Raw genomic sequence first — 20207 nt, 5'->3', positions numbered from 1 at the left:
GTGATCGACTTCCAGGAGGGGACGCGCAAATACACCGGCGCAGCGGGGCCTGACGCCTATCGAGCCGCCGCATCCCTGGCAAGCGCTTTTCGCGTACAGGAAAAGCTGGTGGCACTAGTTTGCATGGCCGGTGGACAGACCGGATGCAGCGATTACATGCCTCAGGGTGGAAACCATATGTTTTCCACCGCCGATATGGCCCTGGTCCCAGAGTTGGGACAGCAGGCCTCTGACCTCGTCGTCACTAAATCGGGCTGGAGTGCCTTTCATGGCACCGGTCTGTCGGACATTCTAGTGCAGCGCAAGATCGAGCAGCTCGTGATATGCGGGACCGCAGCCAGTCTGGGTGTCGAATCGACCGCGCGACATGCCTACGATCTCGGATTCAATATAAGCATTGCCATCGACGCCATCACGGACCTACAACCAGACGCACTCAGACGAGCGGTACAGCTGGTGTTTCCCATCATTGCCGAAACCGGGACCTCGGCCGAGATCATGCAGGCACTTCACGCTGCTGCGGCTGGTGATACTGCCGGCGCCATTTCTACTTAGTCATCTCCTGCTGTGATCTCACACCACCAGCGCCACGTCTCGGGCGGTGCTCTGGAGCAGCCGGCGTAAGCACCGATCCAGTCTCCGATTCCATCCCCATTCCTCTACGTTGATTCCATCGGGTACATATGGATTACATAAAGAAAAAGGGCTGCAAGCCAAATCGGCTTGCAGCCCTTTTCAATACTGGTGGCCCCCCCGTGAGTCGAACACGGCACCAACGGATTATGAGTCCGCTGCTCTAACCAAGCATGAGCTAGAGGGCCAAAAAGATAGCCGGCGATTTTAGCATCCTCGCCGGCTTTCCCTGACACCCCTCAGATCAATTCCCTTCGAGGAAGGACTTGAGCTTGTCGGAGCGCGACGGGTGGCGCAGCTTGCGCAGCGCCTTGGCTTCTATCTGGCGGATACGTTCGCGCGTCACGTCGAACTGCTTGCCGACTTCTTCCAGCGTATGGTCGGTCGACATTTCGATGCCGAAGCGCATGCGCAGGACCTTGGCTTCACGCGGGGTCAGCGAGTCGAGGATGTCCTTGACCACGCCGCGCATCGAAGCGTGCAACGCCGCGTCGGCCGGGGCCAGCGTGTTGTTGTCTTCGATGAAGTCGCCCAGATGCGAATCGTCGTCGTCGCCGATCGGCGTTTCCATCGAGATCGGCTCCTTGGCGATCTTCATGATCTTGCGGATCTTGTCTTCCGGCATTTCCATCTTGATGGCCAGCGTTGCCGGATCCGGCTCGGCGCCGGTTTCCTGCAGGATCTGGCGCGAGATGCGGTTCATCTTGTTGATGGTTTCGATCATGTGCACCGGGATACGGATGGTGCGCGCCTGGTCGGCGATGGAGCGGGTGATCGCCTGGCGGATCCACCATGTCGCATACGTCGAGAACTTGTAGCCGCGGCGGTATTCGAACTTGTCCACCGCTTTCATCAGGCCGATGTTGCCTTCCTGGATCAGGTCGAGGAATTGCAGGCCGCGGTTGGTGTACTTCTTGGCGATCGAGATCACCAGGCGCAGGTTGGCCTCGGTCATTTCACGCTTGGCCATGCGCGCCTTCTTCTCGCCGGCGCCCATCTTCTTGTTGATGCCCCGCAGGTCCGGCAGCGGCAGCACGACGCGCGCCTGCAGGTCGATCAGCTTTTGCTGCAGTTCCTTGATGGCGGGCACATTGCGGCCCAGCACCGTGCTGTAGTCATGGTTGGCGGCGACTTCGCCGTCGACCCAGTCCAGGTTCACTTCATTGCCCGGGAACACCTTGATGAAGTGGGTGCGCGGCATGTTGCACTTGTTGACGGCCACATCCAGGATCTGGCGCTCGACCTGGCGCACTTCTTCGACCTGCGCGCGCAGGGTGTCGCACAGCTTCTCGACGACCTTGGCGGTGAAGCGGATGCCCAGCAGTTCGTTGGAAATGATTTCCTGCGCCTTGACGTAGGGCTTGGAGTTGTAGCCTTCCTTCTCGAAGGCCTTGCGCATGTTCTCGAACTGTTGGGCGATGACGCCGAACTTGCCCAGCGCGTCGCGCTTGAGCTGTTCCAGTTGCTCGGCCGAGAAGCCGGCGGCGCCGGCGGCGGAGCTATTGCTCTCGCCTTCATCTTCTTCTTCGTCCTCGTCCTCGTCTTCTTCGTCCGCGTCTTCTTCGTCGGAAGAGGATGCCTCGACTTGCTGCACGGATTCGGTCAGGTCGACCAGGCCGTCGACGATTTCGTCGACCTTGATCTCATCCTTGGAGATGCGGTCGGCCGCGACCAGGATCTCGGCGATCGTGGTCGGGCAGGCGGAAATGGCCTGGATCATGTCCTTGAGGCCGTCTTCGATGCGCTTGGCGATCTCGATTTCGCCTTCGCGGGTCAGCAGCTCGACCGAACCCATTTCACGCATGTACATGCGCACCGGATCGGTGGTGCGACCGAAGTCGGAATCCACGGTCGACAGCGCGGCTTCGGCTGCGGCTTCGGCGTCGTCGTCGCTGGCCACGTTGGCCACGTTGTCCGACAGCAGCAGGGTTTCAGCGTCAGGAGCATGCTCATAGAGCGAGATGCCCATGTCGGCGAAGGTGCCGATGATGCCCTCGATCGCTTCCGGATCGACGATGTTTTCCGGCAGGTGGTCGTTGATTTCGGAGTACGTCAGGAAGCCGCGCTCCTTGCCCAGCTTGATCAGGGTCTTGAGCTTCTGACGGCGGCGTTCGAGTTCTTCTTCGCTGGCCTCGGTATCGGACGAGAAGGCGTCCTTCAGCAAGGCCTTTTCCTTGGCCTTGCGGTCCTTGGCCTTGGCCTTGTCGACGGCCTTCAGTTCGGCGCGTTCGACGGCGTTGAGCGCGGCGATTTCGTCGCTCTCGGGCTGGAATTCCTTCGGTTTGCGGCCACGGCGGCCCGGTACCTTGACGCTCGGCAAGATATAGCCGGAAGTGTCGATGGCTGCCAGCGCAGCGGCATCAGTGGTTTGGCTTACGCTGGACGACGCGCTCGCTGCTGCATTGACATCTTTTGCGTCTTTGGCTTCGACCTGTGCTGTCTTGGTCGTCTTAACGGTCTTGGTTTCGGGTTTCTTGGTGGTCACGGAAGTCTTCGATTTCACGGAAACCGCTTTTTCGGCGGCTTGAGGTAACTTTTTGGCTGGCGCCGCAGTCGCTTTGGGCGCTGCTGCACGTACCGGCTTGACGGGAGCTGCCTTGGCTACCGCTTTTTTCGGCGTTGCTGCTGTCGCAGTCTTGGCCGTCGATTTCACTGCTTTGGTCACGGCTGCAGTCGCCTTGGCTGCCGGCTTGGCAGCCATCGCCCTGGGGGTCTTCGCAATAGCGGCGGATTTTACCGTCGCTGCCGCTTTCGTGCTCTTTACGGACGCTGCTGCTGGGGTTTTTGCGGGTTTCTTCATTGCATTTGCCATAGAATCAACTGCCAATTGAGATTTACTCATTGCGCCAATCAAGTCATGCTAATGATGCAACTTCGGTACCGGCCTGGACAACCCGGTAGACTCCGGCTGCACGCGCAACGTTCCTTTTCCTCTCTACCCTGCGATTCCGGAAAACAGGCAGTTTCGTCATTCCGGGAGTCGCGTTTACCGCTCCTGCAAGTACACCGCCGGTTGCTTCCCGGGAGTGCCGTACAGGGCCGCCAGGGTAAGAAGCAAGAGCCATCCGGCGGAACTAAAGCCCTATAGTATAGCAGATATGGGGCTCTTTTCCTTCCGATCAAGCCGTGAAAACCAACCATCGAGAGGGCAAATGACGGTAATTTGCGCCGCTTTACCCTTTTTTGACGCTTTCTTGCACGGCCCGGCGACAATCGGCCCGTTTCCCCTGCCGGCCCCGGTCTCCCCGGGCCGCGCAGGCGATGCCATGTTCAGTTCGCCACGGCCGGGCCGGGCTGGCGCTTGAGCGCTTCCTTGTACTGCATCAGCTCGCGGTAGCGATTGCGCTCGGCTTCGGTACGCAGGTTGGCGGTCGCCAGCACCTGCATTTCCTCTTCGATCGCGCGAATCTTGCTCAGCCGTATGGCACCGGCCATTTCGGCGCGGACGACGTCGAATTCGGACTCCGACTCGGAGGCGATCTCGGCGATCATCGAATCGAACTCGGGCCCGGCTTCGCGCAGATGCTCCACCAGACTGGCGAAGCTGGCCTGCTCCCCCATGCCCTGCGCCACGCCGACCAGATGCTCCAGCATCTGCGCGCGGTCGGGGGCGATGTTGCCGACCGCCTGCAAGGCTTCGGCATCGAGGTCGGCGGCCAGTTGCGGATGCGCCACCAGCAGGCGCATGATCTGGCGCTCCAATCCGACGGGAGCGGTGCGCTTGCCCCGCGGCGGCGCCACTCTCACGCGCGCCACCGGCTTTTCCAGTTCGAACAAAGCCTCGATCTCGGACGGGGTCGACTGCGTCGCCTGCGCCACGCTGCGCACGATCTGCAAACGCAAGGCCGAGGCCGGCAGGGCCTGCAGCATGGGCTTGGCGGCAAACTGGGCATGCGCGCGGCCTTCCGGCGTGCGCAGGTCGTTGTCGCCGATGATCTCGCGCAACAGGAACTGCGACAACGGCAACGCCTCCCGGATCTGCTCCTCAAAGGCGGCGGCGCCCATTTCACGCACATAGCTGTCCGGGTCGTGCTCGGTCGGCAAGAACAGGAACTTGATGGTCTTGTTGTCCGATGCGTGCGGCAAGCAGGCTTCCAGCGCGCGGCGTGCGGCGCGGCGGCCGGCGGCGTCGCCGTCGAAGCTGAAGATCACCTGGTCGGTCTGGCGCAACAGCTTTTGCACATGGATCGGCGTGCAAGCCGTTCCCAGCGTGGCCACCGCTTGCGGGAAGCCCAACTGCGCCAGCGCCACCACATCCATATAGCCTTCGGTCACCAGCGCGTAACCGGCCTCGCGGATCGCCTGGCGCGCCTCGAACAGCCCGTACAGTTCGCTGCCCTTCTGGAACAACGGCGTTTCCGGCGAGTTCAGGTACTTCGGTTCGCCGCCATCCATCACGCGCCCGCCGAAGCCGATGACCTGGCCCTTGGTATTGCGGATGGGGAACATGACGCGGCCGCGGAAGCGGTCATAGCGCTTGCGGTGGCCGCCGCCTTCTTCGCTCTTGTCGATCACCAGTCCGGACTCGACCAGGGCTTCGTTCTCGTACTCGGTGAAAACCTGGCGCAGGCTGTCCCATTCGTCGGGCGAATAACCCAGCCCGAAGCGCGCCGCAACCTCGCCGGTGAGGCCGCGCCGCTTCAAATAATCGATGGCCGGCTGCGCGGTCCGCAATTGCTGGCGGTAAAAATCGTTGGCGCGCGCCATGACGTCGGACAAGGCCATGCTCTTGGCCTGGTTTTCGGCGCGTTGCGCGGGGGGAATGCGGTCTTCGTTTTCCGGCAGCACCATCCCCACGTTCTGGGCCAGGTCCTTGACCGCCTCGACGAAGCCCATGCCCGAATACTCGATCAGGAAGCTGATCGCGGTGCCATGCGCGCCGCAACCGAAGCAATGGTAGAACTGCTTGGTCGGGCTAACGGTAAAGCTGGGGGATTTCTCGTTGTGGAAGGGGCACAGGCCCATGAAATTGGCGCCGCCCTTCTTCAACTGCACATACCGGCCCACCACGTCGACGATGTCGACGCGGGTCAAGAGATCCTGGATGAACGACTGTGGAATCACTTGATGGGGGCGGCGGACGAGAAATCAGAAACGGCCATCAGGACGACAGCGCGGCCTTGACCAGCGCCGACACCGCGGTCATGTCGGCGCGGCCGGCCAGCTTGGGCTTGAGCACGCCCATCACCTTGCCCATGTCCTGGGCACCGGCGGCGCCGGTGGCGGCCACGGCGGCTTGCACCTCGGCCTTGATCTCGTCTTCGGACAAGCCGGCCGGCATGTAGGCGGCCAGCACGACCAGTTCGGCCTTTTCGATATCGGCCAGATCCTGGCGGCCGCCGGCTTCGAATTGGGAGATCGAATCCTTGCGCTGCTTGATCATCTTTTCGATGATGGCCAGCACATGCGCATCGGTCAGTTCGACGCGCTCATCCACTTCCTTTTGCTTCATCGCGGCCGTCAGCAAGCGGATGGTGCCGAGCTTGCCCGTATCCTTGGCGCGCATGGCGGCCTTCATGTCTTCCGTGATCTGCTCTTTCAAACCCATTAGGTGCTCCGAAGATGAGGTAGATGATTGGTTGTTCTTGCCGTGGCGGCAAACTGGCCGCCGGCGCAGGCAACGACGCAACTGGCATGCCCGTGTTGCCGATCCTTAAGATCGTAGAACATAGATGGGTTTATCGCCAGAATAAAACATCGCGCCTGGCACCCATATGCGGCCGCAGGGATAAAAATAAACCCGCTGCCGCCCCGGGAGCCAGCAAACGCAATCTGGCGAAAAATGCGAAAACCCGCTGCGGACCAACACCGGAGCGGGTTTGCACATCAGCCGCGCGAGCACGCGGCGAGAAATTCTTAGTACAGCTTCTTCGGCAGTTGCTGGCTGCGGATGCGCTTGTAGTGGCGCTTCACAGCAGCGGCCAGCTTGCGCTTGCGCTCTGCAGTCGGCTTTTCGTAAAACTCGCGCGCGCGCAGCTCGGTCAGCAGACCGGTCTTTTCAATGGTGCGCTTGAAGCGGCGCATCGCGACTTCGAACGGCTCGTTTTCTTTAACACGAATAGTGGTCATGTAAATTCAAACCAAAAAGGTTAGGTTGGATTAGCAAAGAAAGCGATTCTAGCAGACTGCAACCCCGATTGGAAGGCCGGACGTGGCATTTTTTCCACCCGGAACGTAAAAATCGGATAAAAATCAATTACTTATTCCAGGCAAGCTGAGACTGCGCATGAACTGCACCCCGCTTGTCGGCCCAACAAGAATCCCGCATCAGACCGCCGACCCCGCCGCCACGCCCGAGGCCCAGGCCCACTGGAAGTTGTAGCCGCCCAGCCAGCCGGTGACATCGACGGCCTCACCGATGAAATGCAGCCCCGGCACCTTGGCCGCCATCATGCTCTGCTGCGACAGTTCGCGGGTATCGATGCCGCCCAGCGTCACTTCCGCCTTGCGATAGCCTTCCGAACCGCTGGGCAGGATCACCCAGCGGTTGAGCGAATCGCCAAGCTGGCGCAACGCCTTGTCCGGCATATCCGCGATCCGGGCGCCGCTATCGAAGCCATTGACCTTGAGCCATCCCTCGGCCAGCCTGCCTGGCAACCACTGCGCCAGGAGATTGCCGAGGCTCTTCTTGAGCGTTCCCTTGCCCGCGATCAGCGCCTCGGCCACGTCGATCCCAGGCAGCAGGTTCAGCGTCAGCGGCGTGCTGAGTTGCCAGAAACTGGAAATCTGCAGGATCGCCGGGCCCGATAATCCCCGATGCGTGAACAGCAAATCCTCCAGGAAGTAGCCGCGCTCTTTCTTGGCGCCGGTCTCCACTTCCACCTGCAAGGCGATGCCGGCCAGGTCGACAAAAGGCTCCCAGCCGCGGCCATCGAACGTCAGCGGCACCAGGCCGGGGCGCGTCTCCACCAGCTTGAGGCCGAACTGCCGGGCGATGCGGTAGGCGAAATCGGTAGCGCCGATCTTGGGAATGGACAAGCCGCCGGTGGCGATCACCACGCTGGAGGAGAGGATCTCGCCGGCGCTGGTGTCGATGCGGAACAGCTCGCCGCTCTTGCCCACCTGCGCCACGCTGCATGGCATGCGCCAGGCGACGTTGCCGGCATCGCATTCGGCCTTGAGCATGGCGATGATGTCGTCGGACGAATCGTCGCAGAACAGTTGCCCCTTGTGCTTCTCGTGGAAACCGATGCGATGGCGCTTGACCAGCTCGATGAAATCCTGCGGCGTATAACGCGACAAGGCGCTGCGGCAGAAATGCGGATTCTGGGAAAGATAGTGTTGCGGGCCGGCGCCAGCGTTGGTGAAGTTGCAGCGGCCGCCGCCGGAGATGCGGATCTTCTCCGCCAGGCGGCTCGCATGGTCGATCAGCACCACGCTGCGCCCGCGCTGCCCCGCGACGGCCGCGCACATCATGCCGGCGGCGCCGGCGCCGATCACGGCGACATCAAACTGTTGGGAACTCATCTCATCTCCGGCACACATCTCGGATGCTGCCCGAGCTTGGTTCAAAACCGTGATTGTCCGCGATCCGGACATACAAAGACAAGGGGCGGGCATCTTTCGATACCCGCCCCGGCCATTGCCGCAGACCGATTTACTGGAAGTAAGGCGGCGGCGACTCGCCCATCCACAGTTCGGACGACAAGCGCATCATGTCGTTGAGCGAACCGCGCTGTGTGAACATCTGGCGCAGCCAGCCGGCGTCGGACAGGCGGTCATGCGCCATGCGGCGCAGGCGCTGCAGCGTCTGCCGCTCGGCATCATTCTGCACATAAGGTTCGAGCAGCTGCAATTGCTGCAGCAGGTGTTCGAAGATGGGCAGCTTGCGCGACGCCGACGGCGTGGCGCCATGCAGCGCCAGCATGCCGTTCAGGCCAAAGCGGCTGGCTTCGAAACGGTTGTACTGGTACAGCAGGTAGAAGTCGTCGGTGATCGTGAACGGCCGCTCGGTCAGCACCCAGCGCGCCAGCAATTGCGCATACGCGCCCAGGTGGGCGGCGTGCTCGATGGTCAACGGCGTATCGCAGACCCGGATTTCGACGGTGCCGTATTCGGGCTTGGGACGGATGTCCCAGTAGAAATCCTTCATGCTGGCGATGATGCCCATCTGCATGAGCTCGTCGTAATACGTCTCGAACTCGGCCCACTTGGTATGCACCGGCGCCGTCCCCGACAGCGGGAAGGCGCGCACCACGTTGCTGCGCGAGGAATCGAACCGGGTATCGGCGCCCTGGTAGAACGGCGAGGCGGCCGACAGCGCGATGAAGTGCGGCACATAGCGCGAGAATGCGTGCGTCAGGTAAAGCGCGTCATCGCCGTCAGGCACGCCGATGTGGATATGCTGGCCGAACACGGTGAAGGTCTTGGCCAGGTAGCCGTACTTCTCGTGCAGGTGATGGAAGCGCTCGCTGGGCGTGATGCGCTGCTCGTTCCAATGCTGGAACGGGTGCGCGCCGCCGCCGGAGACGTCGATGTTGAGATAGCGCGCGCCATTGTTGAGCGCGGCGCGCAAGCCCTTCAACTCCTCGATCAGCTCATCGACGCGGGTATGGATGTCCGAATTGAGCTCGATCATCCCTTGCGTCATTTCCAGCTTGATCTGCTTTTGCAGTTCGCGCGGGGCGATCCAGTTCAGCAGGTCGACCGCGTCGCTGGCCAGGTTGTAGTTGCGGCGGTTGACCAGTTGCAGTTCCAGTTCGATGCCCATCGTGAATGGCGTCGACGCACTGAACGGCAAAATGCCGGCGCTGCCTTGCGGGTGCCCGGCGGCATGTTCGGTTGGTGCGCCGGCATCGAAGCCGGGCGCGTTTCGGGTCAGTGTCTCGGTATTCATTCGCGTCCACTTTCACCAGATTTGATCAGCGCAAACTGCGTCGCGACCGGCCCCAGGAACTCCAGCGCGATCAATGAGCCCGCCAGCAGCGGCAGCGCATTGGCGGTCGTGTGCGGGTACAGCGACGACACGGTTTGCATCAGCCCCACCCCGACCTCGGTCATGGGCAAGGTTCCTAACGTCAGCAGTCCGGCCTGGCGCCAGTTCATGCGCGCGAAACGCGCGAACAGGAAGATGCCGCAGCCCATCGCCAGGAAACGCGCGGCAATCAGGATCAGCACGGAAAAGCCGACCACGGTCAGGTCCGACAGGCGCATCGATGCGCCCACGGTGACGAACAGCATCACCACGAACAGTTCGTTGGCAACGCCGAACTCAAGTTCCATCAGGTCGAACTGGCGGTCCAGGTTCTTCGACAGGATGGCGAAGATCAGCATGGTCAGCATCACCGGCAGGTGCAGCGCATGCGCCACGCCGATGGCCAGCGCGATCACCGAGATCACCAGCACGAACTGCGAACTGCCTTCGCGGCCCAGCAGGCGCGCCAGCGGCATCATCAGCCAATAAGTCAGATAGGCCAGCAGCGCCGAGCCGAACAGCGAATACAGCGTGTGCTGGATCAGCGTGGAGACCGGGGTGCCGGCCTCATGCGCAATCACCGGCAACAAGGCGTAAGCGGCCAACACCGCCACGAAATTGTTCAACGCGGTCATCGCCGCCAGGCGGCGCGTGACCTGGCCTTCGGCCTTGAGGTCGCGCAGCACCACCAGCACCACGGCCGGCGCGGTGGCGATCGCCATCACCCCGCCCAACAGCGCCATCACCGGATCGGAGCCGAACCAGGTCAGCGCGACGCTGACGAAGACGAAGCACAGCACCGCGGAGGTCCCGACGGTGATCAGCAGCCATTTCTCGCGACGCAGCCAGCCGATGTCGACATAGCGCCCAAGCTGGTAGATCACCAGCGCCACGGCGATATCGGCGAACACGTTGGTGACCTTGAGCACCTCTCCCGACAACAGGTTGAGACCGCCGGCGCCGAGCACGAAGCCGACCAGCAGGTAACCGGTGATGCGCGGCACCCAGGGCGACTTGGAAACTACGTAGCCCGCGATCAGCCCAAACAGCAGCAGACCGCCGAATACCAGCAAGGCATTCCATTGCAGCGTCTGTGCGAGGGTGAAAGACGGAAGAGCCCACTCCATATCTCCTCCTTAAAATGATTCGGATTATTGAAACCGCCGATGCACGACATGCATCGTGCAGATCGCGTGAGCGTCGGCAAGCCGTTCGACATGTCGATGGACGCTTGCCCGATGATGGCGATGCCGATTATAGGGGCCGACCGATGATGCCGCTCGTCGCGATGGTCTTTTTTATATTACAACGGAATAATTGATTTTCTGCGTTTGATATTATTCGTCTGGATATTCGTCTGAATTATCCGCAGCATATTGAGCCCGGAAACAATCATTTCGGGATGCCTCATTGTTCCCAAAACCGTCCGTCGGCGGTAATCAGCGCGGACCTGATTCGTTTGTCAGAAAACACCGACATCAGTGCGCTGCGATAGCGCGCCAGCTGCGCCGCGTAATCGGCGCGTTCGCTGTCCAGCAAGCGCCGCTTGTAATCGAGCACCCAGACTTCGTCGTCGAACATGACCACGCGGTCGCAGCGCAGCACGCCGCCTGGCGTGACGATTTCCATCTCGTTGCGCGCCGCGCGGTGCAGCGCCGGATTGAAGAAACGTTCCAGCTCCGGCTGCGCGAACACATGCCGCGCCTGCGCATGCACCACTTGCGCCATCTCCGCCGAAATGCCCAGCCAGCGCACCAGCACGGGCGCCGGCGGCACCTGCGGCGGCCAATGCGTCGAATACGTCAGGCGCTCCAGCAAGGCATGCAGCGCGACGCCTTCGTCGATGGCGGCATTGCCGGCCAATGCGCCGTCTTCACCGATGGCCGGCGGCACGCTATCTTCTTCATCGGCCGGCATGCCGAACAGCGAAGGCGGCATCGGATGCGGATCGAACAGCGCGACCTCGACATCCGGCGCCGCATCGGCCGCCTCGGCGCCGGCCACCGCCTCAACGGCGATATCGCGCACCGGCGCTTCGGCGGCGAACAAGCGCTGGTACCAGCTGCCTTCCTGCTGCCCCCCTTCGCTTGCGCCACGGGTGCCGGCCACGCCGGACACCAGCAGCAATTGCTTGGCGCGCGTGATGGCGACGTACAGCAGGTTCCAGTCTTCCTGCAGGCGGAAAGATTCCTCGGCGGCGAACAGGTGCGCGCGCGCGCGGCCGCGCTCGCTGCGGCGGCCGAAGGCGGAAAAATGGGTGGGCGCGTCCTGGTCTTGCGGCCAGTCGCACAGGATGCCGACATTGTCATCCACCGAGTCGCTGTGGTTGGCGTCCAGCAGCGCCACCACCGGCGCCTCCAACCCCTTGGCGCTGTGCACGGTGAGGATGCGCACGGCATCGGCGGCGGCGTCGACGCTGGCCTCGTCAGGCGCATCGCCGCCGGCACTGCGTTGCAGCACGCGCAAGGCGTCGATGAATTTGGGCAGGCTGGGATAACGCCCGGCATCCATATTCAGCGACAATTCGACGAAGGCCGCGATGTTGCCCAAGGTCTGGCTGCGCGTGAGCGGCGCGGCGTTCTGTGCATAGCGCGCCACCAGTTGCCCCTGGTGCAGGATCTTGTCCAGCAAGTCATGCACCGGCAAATGGGGCGCGGCTTGCAACCAGCGTTCCAGCAGGTTGACCGCGCGCACGATCTCGGCCGAGGCGCTGCCGTCGCGCTGCATGGCTTGCATGCGCTGCCACCAGTGGCCGCCGTCGGCGTCGCCGCCCGATTTTCCACGAATCGCGATCTGGATCAGGTCGCGGTCGTCCGCGCCGATGATCGGGCTCTTGAGCACATGCGCCAGCGCGCGCGTGTCGTTGGGCGTGATCAGGAACGTCAGCAAGGCGATCAGGTCGGCGATCTCCAGCGACTCCAGCAGGCCGCCGCGCCGGTCGGACACGAACGGGATGCCGGCCGCACGCAGCGCGCTTTCATAAGCGGCGAGGTGGGTGCGTTTGCGCACCAGCAGCATGATGTCGCCCCAGCGCATCGGCCGCTCCGACTTGCCATCGGTCACCGGCACTTCCCGGCAAGCCTTGAGCAGCGCCTGCGCCAGCGCTTCGCCTTCCAGGCGGCGGCGCGCATCTTCTTCCTCTTCACGCGGCGTGGTCAGCGGATTGCGCCAGGCGACAACGTCCTCTTGCTCCGCTTGCTCTGCGTCCGCGTCAACCGGCTTGGCCAGCGGCAAACGCCATACCTCGCCGCCATCGATGCCCAAGGTGGTCTGTTGCGCGAACAACGGATTGCCGCCGCGCATGAACGACTGGTTCAGCAGCGCCACCACCGCGCTGGCGTTGCGCCGCGTCTGGTTGGCGCGCAGGATGGCCGCGCCCTGCGCGCGCAGCAGCTCGCGCGCGGCCACGAACACGCGCGGCTCGGCGCGGCGGAAGCGGTAGATCGATTGCTTGGGGTCGCCCACCACGAACACGCTGGGTTGCTCTACATCGCCGCCATAGGCGCGCAGCCAGGAGCGCACGATGCTCCATTGCAGCGGATTGGTGTCCTGGAACTCGTCCAGCAGGATGTGCTTGTAGCGCGCATCCAGGCGCGTCTGCAGGTAGGCGGCGCTGGCCTCGTCGTTGAGCAGGCGGTAGGCCTGCCATTCGAGGTCGGCGAAGTCGAACACGCGCTGCTCGGATTTCACTTCCTGGTAGAAATCGAGATAAGCGCGCCCGGCGCTGAACAATGCCCGGTTCAATTGCAGCACGGTCTTTTCCTTGCTGCGCTGCTGCAGCGCCACCAGCGCCTCGCCGGCGGCGTTGAAATCCTTTTCGAAGGCTTCCAGCGCGGCCTCTTCATCGGCGCCGTAATGCCTGGCCAGCGCCGCGAGGAAGGCTTTCACCTTGCCGTTCTTGCGGGGTTTTTCCTTGTCGTCGTAGAACTGGCTGAACAAGGCGTCGAAATTATCCAGCGATGCGCCTTCGGTCAGCGCCGTTTCGATCGCCGTCGCACGCGTCTTGTTGGCGGCCGATCCCTGTCCGAGCAAGAGCGCCAGTTGACCGATGCGTTCGCGCAAGCCGCTGTCGTCCCACAAGCTCAGGCGCGCGTCGAAAAGCGCGTCGCTGCCGCACAGTTGCTCCAGCCAGGCCAGCGGCGTCGGTTCGCCCTCGTCCTCCTCATCGTCCTGCTGGGTCGAAGCCCACCATTCGGCGCGCTTGTCGAGGAAAGCGTCGAGCAAATTGCGGGCATTGAAGTCGCCCGCCAGCTCGTACAGTTCCAGCAAGGCGGCCTTGACCGCTGCGCCCTTGGACGAGCGCAGGCTTTGCATGAAGCGGCGATAAGCCTCGTCCAGCAACTCGCCGTTCTTCTCGGTCAGCGTGTAGCCATGCGGCACGCCGGCCGCCAGCGGCGCGATCTGCAGCAGGCGCGCGAACCAGCTATGGAAGGTGTCGATCGACAGACTTTGCTCGCTCGACAGGATCCGCTCGTAAAGGCCGCGCGCCGCCGGCAGCAGGCGCGCAAGGTCGGCTTCGGCCACGCCGCGCTCACGCAGCAGGCCGGCTGCTTCATCGTCATCGGCCAGCGCCAGTTGGTGCAACAGCTCCATCAGGCGCTCGCGCATTTCCTGCGCAGCCTTGCGCGTGAAGGTGATGGCCAGCAGTTCGGACGCCTGGGCGCCGGCCAGCAACAGGCGCAGCATACGCGCCACCAGCAGCCAGGTCTTGCCGCTGCCGGCGCAAGCCTCGACCACCACCGAGTGCCGCGGGTCGCACGCCGCGCGCGTGAAGGCGGCGGCGTCGACCGCGACGCCGTCGACTTCATAGGCGGCCGGTTTTTCGTCCCTGCTCACAGCCACACTCCCTTGCGGCACAAGCCGCGCATGTCGCAATACTGGCAGACGGATTCGATGCCGTTGGCCGGCAAGGCGGCGCCATGCGCCACCGCTTGCATGGTGGCGCCGATTTGTTGCTTGAGCATCTGCTGCCTTTGCGGAAAATCCGGGGCGGCGGCATCGCCGATCTTCTTGTCCGCGCCCAGCTCCAGCGCGACGTAATGTGCGGCGTCGATGCGGCTGTCGGCCAGCAGGCCGTAGAAGGCCAACTGGTGGTCGTCTTCATCCCTGACCTTTTGCCGCAGGCTGGCCAGCGGCCGCGTCTTGTAGTCCAGCAGCGCGCGTTCGCCCTGCCCGTTCTCGTCGACCCGGTCGAGCCGTCCGTAGAGTTCGATGGCGCCGTCCTCCCAGGCCAGCGTGTACGACAAGGCTTCCTCGCCCATGACGAAATGCCAGCCCTGCGCTTCGCGCTCGCCGGCCCACAGCAGGTAGGCCGGCATCACCTTCTGCCAGCGCGCGTAATACGCCAGCGCGGCCGGATGCTGGTTCAGCGCGCGGTTGAAGACCTCGGCTGAGATGGCTTCCAGCAAGGGCGCGCGCGCCGGCGCCGGGGTCTGTTCGTCGCGCACGGTCTCGTGGTAGCGCGTCAGGATCTCGTGCAGCCAGCTGCCGTAGTCGCGTTTCTCGGGCATGTCGGACAGTTCATCCATCACCGCCACACGCAGCATGCGCGAAGCGAAGAACTGGTAGGGGCAGGCCAGGAAGCTGCCATAGGCGCTGGCCGACAATTTCGGCGGCAGCAATTCCGGCGCGGCCGGCGCGGGCATGGCCGACGCTTGCGCCGGCAAGGTCTTTTGCAGCGGCGGCAACCGGATTTCTGCCAGCGCGGGCAAGCCTGCCTGCGCCAGCTTCAATGCCAGCCGCTGCAGCCAGGGGCTGACCGGGTTCGGCTCGCCATCCTGTTGCGTCTGCCAGCACAGCACCACCTCGTCGTTCACGCACAGCAGTTCGGCCAGGTCGCGCAATTGCTGGCGCTGGCGGGAAGCGCGCGTGGCCAGCCCCAGCTCGCGCCGCACCGCGTTGGAAAAGAACAGCGTCTCCTGCGGCGGCGACGGCAGGTGGGCGGCATCGGCGCCGATCACCAGCACCGCGTCGAAGCGACGCAGGCGCGCGCCGTTCAACGGCAGCATCACGACACGGCGGTCGGCGATGGGCGGCATATAGGAAGTCGCATCCAGCCGCAGGTTGAGCAGGGCGCGCCATTCGGCGAAAGAAAACTCGTCCGGCAGCGCCGAGCCGTCCAAGCCATATTGTTCGGCGGCGATTTCGTCGAGCAGCAGCAGGCATTGCTCGCCGGCCACGTCCTGGCGCAGCGCGGCAGCCATGCCAAGCGCATCGATCATCGCGCGCTCGGCGCGGCACCACGCGGCCAATGTCTTGCGGCCGGTGAATTGCGCCGCCTGGCGCGCCAGCGTCGCCACGCATGCCAGATCGGCGCCATCGGCGACATCGGCGACATTGGCCAGAGCGCCCTGCACCGCTTGCCATTCGCCGGCGATGTTGTAGCGCCGCAGGCGGGCCTCGATGCGCATGACGCGGTCGGCCTTGGCCGCGTCATCGGGAAAGACGAAGGGGGATTTCAGCAAGTCCAGCAAGGCGCCGGTTTCGCCGCGCGCGGCAACCACATCGTTCCAGGCCGCCAGCGCGGCGGCGGCGCGGGTGGTGGACAGCTTCCAGCCGGTCTCGTCGGCCACCGCCACTTGCGCGCGTTCGAGCAAGGCGCGCAGGCGACGCGCGGTCACGCGGTCTTGCGCCACCACGGCAATCTCCTGCTTGCCTTGCGCCAGCCAGCGCAGCACAATCTGCGCGCTTTGCACGGCGGCGTTTTCCAGGTCGCCGGCAGGGCACAAGGCGGGCAACACAGGAGGCGGCGCAGGCGGCGCCAGGTCGCCGGCATCGGCTGGCGGGGCGGCGCTCTGCTCGTCTTCCGCCAGTTCGGGCCAGGCGTCCATATATAAGGGATGGCGCGGCGCGATAGCTTGCCGGCGCCAGTCCAGCGTCACCACGCGCACCGTTTCGCGTTCGGCATAGGCGTCCAGGAAGGCTGCATCCAGGGGTTCAGGCGCGGTCGGGCCGATCCAGACCAGCGGCATGGAGGCGCGTCCGGCCAGCGCCAGCATCGCCGAAAAGCGTTGGGCAATGCGGTCGCTGGCATCGAGTTGCCCCTTCCAGACCTGCCACACCAGTTGCGCCTCGTCGGACAGCATGCCGTGCGCCAAGGGCGCCAGCGGTTCCAGCAACTGCGCCAGCGCCTGCCGCCAACGGTTGTCCGCGGCATCGGCGGCGCCGGCATGGGCACGGATCTCGGGCAAGAGCGCCAGCGTCAATTCGTCCGAGAGCGACAGCAGCGTATGCGCCAGCGGCAGCAGATCGGCGTTGCGCCGCGCGGAAAACATTTTCTTCAGCCAACCGTGCTCGCGCAGTTGCGCATAGAGCTGCATGAGGCGCTCGCTTTCCGGCGGCGCCGCCTGCGCGTCGGGCGGCAGCATCGCCAACCAGCCGGACAGGGTATTGATGCGCGGCGCCAGATAAGGCCGCCCCAGTTCGCGCGCCAGCGCGTTTTTGAAATTCTGCGCATGCGAAAAAGCCGGCACCAGCAATTGGCAGGAGGAAAAGTCGAGCGCGCCCCCGGCTTGCGACTGCAAGGCGTCGCCCAGCGGCTGGCCGGCCATGAGCAGCAGGCGCACGGCCTGTTGCCAGAAATCGGCGGAAGGCGGGATCGGTATTGTCGCTAAAGGCATGCGTGGTCGGCAAAGGGGGGCGGGCGATTGTATTTTTCTCTCGGCCCGACAGTTTTTATCAATCACAGGGCGCAGACACGCTCTCAATCTGCTGCGCATTGTATGCCAGCGGTGCCGGCGTTTCAGGCCTTTTTCGGCCAATCCGCCCGCCAATGCGCTGCGGGCGGGGAGCCGGGCCGACCCGCCCCGCTGATGGCGGCTGACAACAACGCCGATGGCGCCGCCCACACTTTTGCAAAAAATCGGTTATGATTGTTTCCGTACCCCGCCGAATACCCCTGCCGCGCTTCAAAAACAACTTGAATTGGCGCGCAACGACTCCACGTAGACTCTGCAATTCCGGAAGCGTTGATGGCTGACGCCAGGCAAAATGGTATTTATCCACGGCGCTATTTGACTACTTATACTCCCTCATACCGAGGACATGCCATGAGCGAAAACATCAAACATATCTCTGACGCCTCTTTCGAAGCCGATGTGCTGAAGTCCGACAAACCCGTCCTGGTCGATTTCTGGGCCGAATGGTGCGGCCCCTGCAAGGCGATCGCCCCGATCCTGGAAGAAGTCGCCAAGGAATATGACGGCAAGCTGCAGATCGCCAAGCTGGATGTCGATTCCAACCAGGCCATTCCCGCCAAGTTCGGCATCCGCGGCATTCCGACGCTGATCCTGTTCAAGAACGGCGCGGCCGCTGCCCAGAAGGTCGGCGCGCTGGCCAAGGGCCAGCTGACTTCGTTCATCGACAGCAACATCTGATCATGTTCCAGACGGTGGCGCGCCCGCGCCACCGTTCGCCTGATGCAGGTTCCCGCACCAGGCACATTCGTTGACTCACACCACGCAACTCCCTCCCCCACCTTTATTTTTCCCGTCCCGGGACATCATATGCACTTATCAGAATTAAAAGCGATGCACGTCTCTGCGTTGCTGGAAATGGCAATCAGCCTGGACATCGAGAACGCTGCGCGTCTGCGCAAGCAGGAACTGATGTTCGCGATCCTGAAGAAACGCGCGAAATCAGGAGAACAGATTTTCGGCGATGGCGCCCTCGAAGTGTTGCCTGACGGCTTCGGCTTCCTGCGCTCGCCCGACGCCAGCTACATGGCGTCCACCGACGACATTTACATTTCGCCCTCGCAGATCCGCCGCTTCAACCTGCACACCGGCGACTCCATCGAAGGCGAAGTGCGCACCCCCAAGGATGGCGAGCGCTATTTCGCGCTGGTCAAGGTCGACAAGGTCAACGGCGAACCGCCGGAAGCCTCCAAGCACCGCATCCTGTTTGAAAACCTCACGCCGCTGCACCCCAACAAGCTGCTGCAGCTCGAGCGCGACATGCGCGGCGAGGAAAACATCACCGGCCGCATCATCGACCTGATCGCCCCGGTCGGCCGCGGCCAGCGCGGCCTGCTGGTGGCTTCGCCCAAGTCCGGCAAGTCGGTGATGCTGCAGCACATCGCGCACGCCATCACCACCAACCATCCCGACGCCGTGATGATCGTCCTGCTGATCGACGAACGTCCGGAAGAAGTGACCGAAATGCAGCGCTCGGTGCGCGGCGAAGTGGTGGCATCGACCTTCGACGAGCCGGCCACGCGCCACGTTCAGGTCGCCGAAATGGTGCTGGAAAAGGCCAAGCGCCTGGTCGAAATGAAGAAGGACGTGGTGATCCTGCTGGACTCCATCACCCGCCTGGCGCGCGCCTACAACACCGTGATCCCGGCCTCCGGCAAGGTGCTGACCGGCGGTGTCGACGCCAACGCCCTGCAACGCCCGAAGCGCTTCTTCGGCGCCGCGCGCAACGTCGAGGAAGGCGGCTCGCTGACCATCATCGCCACCGCGCTGATCGAAACCGGCTCGCGCATGGACGACGTGATCTACGAAGAATTCAAGGGCACCGGCAACATGGAAGTGCACCTGGAACGCCGCCTGGCCGAGAAGCGCGTCTACCCGGCGATCAACCTGTCCAAGTCCGGCACCCGCCGCGAAGAGCTGCTGATCAAGCCGGACCAGTTGCAAAAGATCTGGGTGCTGCGCAAGCTGATGTACGACATGGACGAGATCGAGGCGATGGAATTCATCCTGGACAAGATGAAATCCACCAAGAACAACGCCGAGTTCTTCGACATGATGCGTCGGGGCAACTGATCCCGCCGCACGGCGCCAAAGGACGGCATGCCTGACGCATGCCGTTTTTTTTTCGCCCATGACAGGCAAAAAACTGCATTAAATGCAACAAATCCCAGGGCAATGCGGGAAAAAGCCACGGCGGCGGCTTCCCATCCCAGCCGCGGCTTGACCCAAGCCCCTGATTTGATTGTATAATTTCGGACTTTTCCAAACCGGCAAGTGATCGGCAATCGGGTCAAGAAGCAGTGCGACCGACGAAGTGGCGATTGGCTACCAAACTATCCTGAGGCAGAAAATGAAAGAAGGCATTCACCCCGATTACCGCGAAGTCCTGTTCCACGACGTGTCGAACGACTTCAAGTTCATCACCCGTTCGACCATCGGCACCCGCGAAACCGCCGAATTCGAAGGCAAGCAATACCCGCTGGTGAAGATCGAAGTTTCGTCGGAATCGCACCCGTTCTACACCGGCAAGCACAAGATCGTCGACACCGCTGGCCGCGTCGAGAAGTTCCGCCAGAAGTTCGGTTCGGTTGGCTCGAAGACTGCAGTCTCGAAGTCGGAGTAATCCGCGCTTTATCCGAAAAAGGCAGCTCCGGCTGCCTTTTTTGTTTGCGCGCCCGAATGAGACGGGGAGCCGGTTCCCGGCGCGCCATTGTCTGCGCACCGCAACAGCAAACCAAAATGCCCGGCCGGCGAGCCGCCGTGTAGCAGTCAGAAACAACTATTTACGGGGAATTGCTGCACAATAACGGCTGCGTAAAATTGTCCCGGCCAACGTTGTTCAAGCATTCGGGATGCCGATGCAAATGCCGGTGCACGGCCGCAGAAAATAATGGCCCGGGTGCGACATGAAGTGCACCGCACCGGCCGCAATGTTGCCCGCGCCACACCGGCGCCGGGTCCTAACC

Annotated in this window: 14 protein-coding genes and 1 tRNA gene; 5 read left to right on the top strand and 10 right to left on the bottom strand. The window is 63.0% G+C overall.

Annotated elements, in window-relative coordinates; genetic code table 11:
- On the top strand, positions 1-555 hold the full coding sequence (locus AC07N6_RS03540; RefSeq protein ID WP_494780930.1) for a cysteine hydrolase family protein: 555 nt from the start codon (positions 1-3) through the stop codon (positions 553-555).
- A 187-nt stretch (positions 556-742) separates the two neighbouring features.
- Here AC07N6_RS03540 and AC07N6_RS03535 read toward each other — a convergent pair.
- Positions 743-821, bottom strand: a tRNA-Ile gene (locus AC07N6_RS03535).
- A gap of 56 nt (positions 822-877) precedes the next feature.
- Positions 878-3118: an RNA polymerase sigma factor RpoD gene (gene rpoD, locus AC07N6_RS03530; RefSeq protein WP_494780929.1), complete on the bottom strand. Its 2241-nt coding sequence runs from the start codon at positions 3116-3118 to the stop codon at positions 878-880.
- Between the two features lie 112 nt (positions 3119-3230).
- Between rpoD and AC07N6_RS03525 the strand changes: the two genes are divergently transcribed.
- Positions 3231-3464 carry a hypothetical protein gene (locus tag AC07N6_RS03525; RefSeq protein ID WP_494780928.1) on the top strand — a complete coding sequence of 78 codons (234 nt, stop codon included), beginning with the start codon at positions 3231-3233 and terminating at the stop codon, positions 3462-3464.
- Positions 3465-3903: 439 nt separating this feature from the next.
- Here the strand turns inward: AC07N6_RS03525 and dnaG are convergent, their stop codons facing one another.
- The 8 genes from dnaG to AC07N6_RS03485 form a co-directional block, all read right to left on the bottom strand.
- Positions 3904-5697 (bottom strand): DNA primase, encoded by a 1794-nt coding sequence (dnaG, locus tag AC07N6_RS03520; RefSeq protein ID WP_494780927.1) that lies wholly within the window; start codon positions 5695-5697, stop codon positions 3904-3906.
- Positions 5698-5734: 37 nt separating this feature from the next.
- Positions 5735-6181 carry a GatB/YqeY domain-containing protein gene (locus tag AC07N6_RS03515; protein ID WP_494780926.1) on the bottom strand — a complete coding sequence of 149 codons (447 nt, stop codon included), beginning with the start codon at positions 6179-6181 and terminating at the stop codon, positions 5735-5737.
- 308 nt (positions 6182-6489) lie between these two features.
- Positions 6490-6702, bottom strand: coding sequence for a 30S ribosomal protein S21 (rpsU, locus tag AC07N6_RS03510; RefSeq protein ID WP_006462949.1), 213 nt, complete (start codon positions 6700-6702; stop codon positions 6490-6492).
- A gap of 198 nt (positions 6703-6900) precedes the next feature.
- Positions 6901-8100: a BaiN/RdsA family NAD(P)/FAD-dependent oxidoreductase gene (locus tag AC07N6_RS03505; protein WP_494780925.1), complete on the bottom strand. Its 1200-nt coding sequence runs from the start codon at positions 8098-8100 to the stop codon at positions 6901-6903.
- Between the two features lie 130 nt (positions 8101-8230).
- Entirely contained in the window at positions 8231-9469 is a 1239-nt protein-coding gene (locus tag AC07N6_RS03500; protein ID WP_494780924.1) for a YbdK family carboxylate-amine ligase, read from the bottom strand.
- Positions 9466-10674: a cation:proton antiporter gene (locus AC07N6_RS03495; protein WP_494780923.1), complete on the bottom strand. Its 1209-nt coding sequence runs from the start codon at positions 10672-10674 to the stop codon at positions 9466-9468. Before AC07N6_RS03495 ends, AC07N6_RS03500 begins: the two co-directional genes overlap by 4 nt.
- 280 nt (positions 10675-10954) lie before the next feature.
- A complete protein-coding gene (locus AC07N6_RS03490; RefSeq protein ID WP_494780922.1) occupies positions 10955-14383 on the bottom strand; it encodes a UvrD-helicase domain-containing protein in 3429 nt (1142 codons plus the stop codon).
- A complete protein-coding gene (locus AC07N6_RS03485; protein WP_494780921.1) occupies positions 14380-17166 on the bottom strand; it encodes a PD-(D/E)XK nuclease family protein in 2787 nt (928 codons plus the stop codon). The genes AC07N6_RS03490 and AC07N6_RS03485 overlap by 4 nt, the downstream gene beginning before the upstream one ends.
- A 429-nt stretch (positions 17167-17595) precedes the next feature.
- On the opposite strand from AC07N6_RS03485, the gene trxA reads away from it, so the two are divergent.
- From trxA to AC07N6_RS03470, 3 genes are all read left to right on the top strand, one after another.
- Positions 17596-17922, top strand: coding sequence for a thioredoxin TrxA (trxA, locus tag AC07N6_RS03480; RefSeq protein WP_050469112.1), 327 nt, complete (start codon positions 17596-17598; stop codon positions 17920-17922).
- A gap of 129 nt (positions 17923-18051) precedes the next feature.
- The gene (gene rho / locus AC07N6_RS03475) at positions 18052-19314 is read left to right on the top strand and encodes a transcription termination factor Rho (protein ID WP_494780920.1); all 1263 of its coding nucleotides are present in this window, start codon (positions 18052-18054) and stop codon (positions 19312-19314) included.
- A gap of 277 nt (positions 19315-19591) precedes the next feature.
- The gene (locus tag AC07N6_RS03470; RefSeq protein ID WP_494780919.1) at positions 19592-19864 is read left to right on the top strand and encodes a type B 50S ribosomal protein L31; all 273 of its coding nucleotides are present in this window, start codon (positions 19592-19594) and stop codon (positions 19862-19864) included.
- The last annotated feature ends 343 nt before the right edge of the window (positions 19865-20207 follow it).

Source organism: Herbaspirillum sp. GW821-FHT09A12, assembly GCF_059418325.1.
Note: the sequence above shows the minus strand (reverse complement) of the source record. Positions and strands in the feature narration are given on the sequence as shown.